At 69.4% G+C, this 5,859-nt stretch carries 5 protein-coding genes; 4 read left to right on the top strand and 1 reads right to left on the bottom strand.

Features of this window, described 5'->3' with window-relative positions:
• The 3 genes from VFO68_RS23425 to narI all read left to right on the top strand — a co-directional run.
• Positions 1 to 1,229 (top strand): 4Fe-4S dicluster domain-containing protein (locus VFO68_RS23425; RefSeq protein WP_325160517.1); only part of this gene is annotated, 1,229 nt, incomplete at its 5' end.
• Positions 1,226 to 1,816, top strand: coding sequence for a nitrate reductase molybdenum cofactor assembly chaperone (gene narJ / locus VFO68_RS23420; protein ID WP_325160516.1), 591 nt, complete (start codon positions 1,226 to 1,228; stop codon positions 1,814 to 1,816). The genes VFO68_RS23425 and narJ, both read left to right, overlap by 4 nt.
• Positions 1,813 to 2,529 (top strand): respiratory nitrate reductase subunit gamma, encoded by a 717-nt coding sequence (gene narI, locus VFO68_RS23415; RefSeq protein WP_325160515.1) that lies wholly within the window; start codon positions 1,813 to 1,815, stop codon positions 2,527 to 2,529. Before narJ ends, narI begins: the two co-directional genes overlap by 4 nt.
• 20 nt (positions 2,530 to 2,549) lie before the next feature.
• Here the strand turns inward: narI and VFO68_RS23410 are convergent, their stop codons facing one another.
• On the bottom strand, positions 2,550 to 3,746 hold the full coding sequence (locus VFO68_RS23410) for a type I restriction enzyme HsdR N-terminal domain-containing protein (protein ID WP_325160514.1): 1,197 nt from the start codon (positions 3,744 to 3,746) through the stop codon (positions 2,550 to 2,552).
• A 209-nt stretch (positions 3,747 to 3,955) separates the two neighbouring features.
• Here VFO68_RS23410 and VFO68_RS23405 point away from each other — a divergent pair, with 209 nt between their 5' ends.
• Positions 3,956 to 5,752 carry a TIGR03767 family metallophosphoesterase gene (locus VFO68_RS23405; RefSeq protein ID WP_325160513.1) on the top strand — a complete coding sequence of 599 codons (1,797 nt, stop codon included), beginning with the start codon at positions 3,956 to 3,958 and terminating at the stop codon, positions 5,750 to 5,752.
• Positions 5,753 to 5,859: the final 107 nt, after the last annotated feature.

Below are 5,859 nucleotides of genomic sequence, written 5' to 3'. Positions count from 1 at the left end.
TGGGCGGCGCACCGCAGCTGACCCAGGACGACCCGGTGCTCAAGAAGATCTCGGCAGAGGTGAAGGAGAAGTTCGAGCAGACCTACATGTTCTACCTGCCCCGGATCTGCGAGCACTGCCTCAACCCCTCGTGCGCCGCGTCGTGCCCCTCCGGTGCGATCTACAAGCGCGCCGAGGACGGCATCGTTCTGGTCGACCAGGACCGGTGCCGGGGCTGGCGAATGTGCGTGTCCGGCTGCCCGTACAAGAAGGTCTACTTCAACCACCGCACCGGCAAGGCCGAGAAGTGCACGTTCTGCTTCCCGCGCATCGAGGTCGGCCTGCCGACCGTCTGCTCGGAGACCTGCGTGGGCCGGCTGCGCTACATCGGCCTGGTGCTCTACGACGCCGACGCGGTCCTCGAGGCCGCGGCCACGCCGGACGAGCACGACCTCTACGAGGCGCAGCGGTCCGTGCTGCTCGACCCGAACGACCCCGAGGTCGTGCGTGCCGCGGAGCGGGCCGGTATCCCGCACGACTGGGTCGAGGCCGCGCAGCGGTCCCCGATCCACGCGCTGATCAACAAGTACAAGGTCGCGCTGCCCCTGCACCCGGAGTACCGCACCATGCCGATGGTCTGGTACATCCCGCCGCTGTCCCCGGTGATCGACGTGGTGCGCGACACCGGTCACGACGCCGAGGACCACGGCAACCTCTTCGCCGCGATCGACGCCCTGCGCATCCCGGTGGAGTACCTGGCCGAACTGTTCACCGCGGGCGACGTCGAACCGGTCGACGCGGTGCTGCGCCGGCTCGCCGCGATGCGCGCGTACATGCGGGACATCAACCTCGGCCGCGAACCGCGTGAAGAGATCGCGGAGCGGGTCGGGATGACCGGCCAGCAGATCTATGACATGTACCGGTTGCTGGCGCTGGCCAAGTACGACGAGCGCTACGTCATCCCGCCCGCGCACGCCGAACAGGCGCACGGACTCGAGGAACTGGCCACCGAGTGCAGCCTGGACTACGAGGGCGGGCCCGGCATGGGCGGCTCCGGCCCGTTCGGCGAAAGCTCCGGCGGCTCCTCGCCGATCGCCGTGGAGAACTTCCGCATGCTGCAGAGCCGGCAGACCAGCGACACCATGGCCGCCCCGGTGGACAAGGGCAACCGGGTCAACCTGCTCAACTGGGACGGCAAGGGCAGCCCGGAAGGCCTCTTCCCACCGCAACCGGAGGATGACCCGTCATGACCGCCACCTCCTGGCAGGTCCAGTCGCTGCTGCTGGACTATCCCGATGAGGCACTGCTGCGCCGGGTTCCGTTGCTGCGCACCGCGGTCGCGACCCTGCCGGACGCGGTCGGCGCGCCGCTGCCTGCGCTGCTGGACCACCTGGAGTCGACCCCGCCGACCGACCTGGCCGCCGAGTACGTGGCCACCTTCGACCACCGCAAGCAGTTCAGCCCCTACCTGACCTACTTCTCCTACGGCGACACCCGCAAACGCGGCATGGCCCTGCTGCGCTTCAAACACGCCTACCGCGCCGCCGGCCTCGTCCTCGACGACGCCGAACTGCCCGACCATCTGGCCGTGGTGCTCGAGTTCGCCGCGATCGACCCGGCGGCCGGCCGGCGGTTGCTGATCGAGTACCGGGCCGGGCTGGAACTGCTGCGGCTCGGTCTGCGGGAAGCGGGCTCACCATGGGCCGCCGTGCCGGAGTCCGTGTCGGCCACCCTGCCGTCGCTGGGCCGGCACGACCACGACGCGGTCGCCCGGCTGGCCGCCGAGGGGCCTCCGGAGGAAGAGGTGGGTCTCGCCCCGTATGGAGTGTTCTCATGACCGCGTTGGACATCCTGCTGTGGGTGGCGATCCCCTACGCCGCCATCGCGATCTTCGTCGTCGGGCACATCTGGCGCTACCGCTACGACAAGTTCGGCTGGACCACCCGCTCCTCCCAGCTCTACGAGAACCGCCTGCTGCGGCTGGGCAGTCCGCTGTTCCACTTCGGCATCCTGCTGGTGGCGCTCGGCCACGTCGGCGGCCTGCTCATCCCCGAGTCGTGGACCGAGGCGGTCGGCATCAGCGAAACGGCGTACCACGCCGTGGCCGTCACGCTCGGCGTGTTCGCCGGCTTCTGCACGCTGGCCGGCGCCGCGATCCTGATCTACCGGCGCCGCACCGTCGGCCCGGTGTTCTCCGCCACCACCCGCAACGACAAGATCATGTACGTGCTGCTGGTCGGCACCATCGTGCTCGGTCTCGGCACGACCGTGCTGGGCAACCTCACCGACAACCCGCACAACTACCGCGAGACCGTCTCCCCCTGGTTCCGCTCGATCTTCACCTTCCAACCCGAACCCGAGCTGATGACCAGAGCCCCGATCGGCTTCCAACTGCACGCCCTGTCGGCCTGGGTGCTGTTCGCGTTCTGGCCCTTCTCCCGGCTCGTGCACGTCTTCTCCCTGCCGCTGGGCTACCTCACCCGCCCCTACATCGTCTACCGCAGCCGCGAACCCCGCCCAGCCCGCCGCGGCTGGGAACGGGTCGGCTGAGGAAGAAATCCTGACGGATCCTAGGGCGCGTGGGTCGCCACCGCGGCCAGGTCCGACGGCACCGGGTCGGACTGCACGGGAGCGTCGGCATGGGTTGCGTTGCCGAGGTACCTGGCCACGGTCCTCCTCAACTGGTCGGCATGTTGATAGATGTCCTCGACGCCCGCGATCGGGATACGGGTTTCGGCCTTCTGCTCGTCGAACAGGCCCAGGTACTTCTTCGTCCGGTTGAACCACAGCCGGGCGATCGGCCTGCGGTTGTTGTCGTCGAGCAGGATGCCGAAGTAGCTCTTGGTGTCTCGCGCGACGACGCGAGCGGCCGCGACCTCGCTGCACACGATCGCCCGCACGATGCGGAAACCTTCGACCTCCTCCTCCAGCGTGACGACGTCGCCCTTGGCATCGTCGGCATTTCCGGTGGAGTCGGCGCCCGCATCGGCCGGAACCACATTCAGATCTTGTCCAGACACCGAACCACTGGTGACGCTGACGAACGAGTCGGGTCCACCGAGTGCGTTCTTCAGCCGGTCGTTGACCTGCTCGTTCAGGAACTGGCCCGCGGCCTTGAGCACCAGCGGGAGGAACTGATCGCGGATCCGCTGGGTGAACGAACCGTCGTAGACGCGCGTCGTCAGGAACCGAACCCACTCGTCCTCGGGCTGCTTGAACTGGGCGGCAAGGACCCGCTTGAGCTGCCCGATGTATTTGAGCTCACCGGCGGCACTGATCACCGAGTCGAGATCAAAGGACTCCCTGGTCAGCTTTCCCAGCTCCGGCAACAACGTCTCGTCGATGTCCGAGAAGTCCAGCACCAGGAACGGCTTCGCGTCCATCCGGTTGGGCACGTCCAGATCGGTGGAGAAATGGTAGACCTCGCCGTTGGTGAGGATCGCGATCCTGGCGTTCGTCACGGAGAAGTACCTGAACAGCTGCGAAGCATGCTCGATCCGGAGCGGATCGTTGATCTTCTTGACTTCTACCAACAGTTGGACCTGCCCGTCATGGGCAATCGCATAGTCGATCTTCTCCCCGCGCTTGAGGCCGACGTCGGCGGTGAACTCGGGGATGACCTCGGTCGGGTTGAAGACGTCGTACCCGAGCACCGTGCTGATGAAGGGCATGACGAAGGCGTTCTTGGTCGCCTCCTCGGTCTCGATGGTGCCCTTGTGCTTTCGAATCTTCAGCGCGAGTGCCTGCGCACGCTCCGCGATGTCCATACCGACGTCTCCTCGCCCGGGCAGCAGTGCCCGCAGGTGCTGTCCGATGTGGGTCGGCGGCAGGGAACCTCGCGTTACCACAGCGGGTAGCCGAGGGTGGCGCGGACCTGGAGACCTGGGAACGGGTCGGCTGACCGACTTCCGGCCGTTGACGGGGTCAGGTCCCGGGCGTTGAATTGCCCGGCGATCAACTTGGGTTGGAGGCGGCGATGGAGCTGAGCCGGCGGGATGTGCTGCGGGCCGGGGCGTTCGGGGCGGCGGTGGCGGCCGCGGGTGGGTTGGGGGCGGCGGGGGCGGCGGCGGATCCGTTGCGCGGCAACGCGGAGCACACCACGCTGGACCGGACGCTGCTGCTCGGGCCGCCGGGCGCGGGTGGTTACCGGCCGATCGTGGCCGGGCCGGGTGAACCGTACCTGGTCCGCGACGAGTTGCTGGCCAGCCGGCCGGAGCGGCACCGCCGGGGCCGGCCGATCCTGGCCTTCGGGCAGCTTACCGACATCCACGCGATGGACACCCAGTCCCCGGCCCGGGTGGAGTTTCTGGACCGCTACAACGATCCCGACTCGCCGTTCGCCAGCCTGCTGCCGTTCGAGTCGTCCTACCGTCCGCACGAGTTCCTCTCCGCGCAGATCAGCGACGCCATGGTGCGGGCGATGAACCTGGTCCGCCGCGGGCCGGCGTCCGGCGCGCCGCTGGCGTTCACCATCGCCACCGGCGACAACGTGGACAACGTCCAGTACAACGAACTGCGCTGGTACATCGACCTGCTCGACGGCCGCCCGGTGCGACCGGACTCGGGCGACCTGTCCCGCTACGAGGGCGTCGCCGACCAGGTCTCCTACGACGCGCGGTACTGGCATCCGGACGGCACCCCGGCCGGGCAGCCGGACGACCTGCCCCGGGCCAGGTTCGGCTACCCCACCGTGCCCGGACTGCTCGACGCGGCCCGCAGGCCGTTTCGCGCCGCCGGCCTGAACACGCCGTGGCTGACCGCATACGGCAACCACGACGGCCTGATCCAGGGCAACCTTCCGCCGCTGCCGGCGCTGGCGCCGCTGGCCACCGGCAACCGCAAGATCGTCGACCTGCCGCCCGGCACCGACATCGTCCAACTCGCCCTGCAACTGCAGGCGATGGATCCGCGCGGCCTGGCCACGCTGCTGGCCGGCCCGGCGCGCACGGTCACCCCGGACCCGAACCGGCGTTTCGTCAACCGCACCGAGACCATCCGCGAGCACTTCAACACCCGCTCCACGCCGCGCGGGCACGGCTTCGGCCCGTGGAACCTGGCCACCGGCAACGCCTACTACGCCTTCGACCGCGGCGTGGTGCGCGGCATCGTGCTGGACACCGTCAACCCCAACGGGGGCGCCAACGGCTCGATCGACGCCGAGCAGTTCGCCTGGCTGGAACGGGAACTGGCGGCCGGCAGCAGCCGGCACCTCGACGCCGCCGGCAACCGGGTGGCCCGCCGGTGCCGGGACCGGCTGTTCGTCCTGTTCAGCCACCACACCATCGGCACCATGGACAACATCGCCGGCGCGCCGCCCCGGGTCGGCGGCACCGGCGTGCGCGACCTGTTGCTGCGCTTCCCCAACGTGGTGCTGTGGGTCAACGGCCACACCCATCGCAACACCGTGATCCCGCACCGGGCCCCGGGCGGCGGCGGCTTCTGGGAGGTCAACACCGCGGCGCACATCGACTGGCCGCAGCAGTCCCGGGTGCTCGAACTGGTGGACAACTCCGACGGCACGCTGTCGATCTTCGGCACGATCCTGGACATGGCCGCCCCCGCCGCGCCCCGCGGCCGGCGCACCGATCCGGTCGGGCTGGCGTCCCTGGCCCGTGAGCTCTCCGGCAACGACTGGCAGTCCCGGGACCGGCCCAACCCGGCCGAGGACGGCCGCCGGGGCGCGGTTCAGGACCGCAATGTCGAGCTCCTGGTGCCCGCGCCGTTCCCGCTCGGCCACTCCCACCAGAACCTGACCGAGGCCGCCATGGGCTGACTTCCCTACCCGCGGGCGAGCCCGTCGAAGACGATCCCGAGCGCCCGCGCGCGGACCGGCTCGTCGGGGCGCAGGTGGGCGACGGCCCGGGAGACGCCGACCAGCAG

Source organism: Actinophytocola sp. (assembly GCF_035712165.1).
Lineage (GTDB): Bacteria > Actinomycetota > Actinomycetes > Mycobacteriales > Pseudonocardiaceae > DASYTH01.
The sequence above is the reverse complement of the archived record's forward strand: the minus strand, read 5'-3'. Positions and strand labels throughout refer to the sequence as shown.

Coding starts and splice junctions, on each gene's coding strand:
- narJ (WP_325160516.1), top strand. CDS start 1,226: ATGACCGCCACCTCCTGGCAGGTCCAGTCGCTGCTGCTGGACTATCCC.
- VFO68_RS23410 (WP_325160514.1), bottom strand. CDS start 3,746: ATGGACATCGCGGAGCGTGCGCAGGCACTCGCGCTGAAGATTCGAAAG.
- narI (WP_325160515.1), top strand. CDS start 1,813: ATGACCGCGTTGGACATCCTGCTGTGGGTGGCGATCCCCTACGCCGCC.
- VFO68_RS23405 (WP_325160513.1), top strand. CDS start 3,956: ATGGAGCTGAGCCGGCGGGATGTGCTGCGGGCCGGGGCGTTCGGGGCG.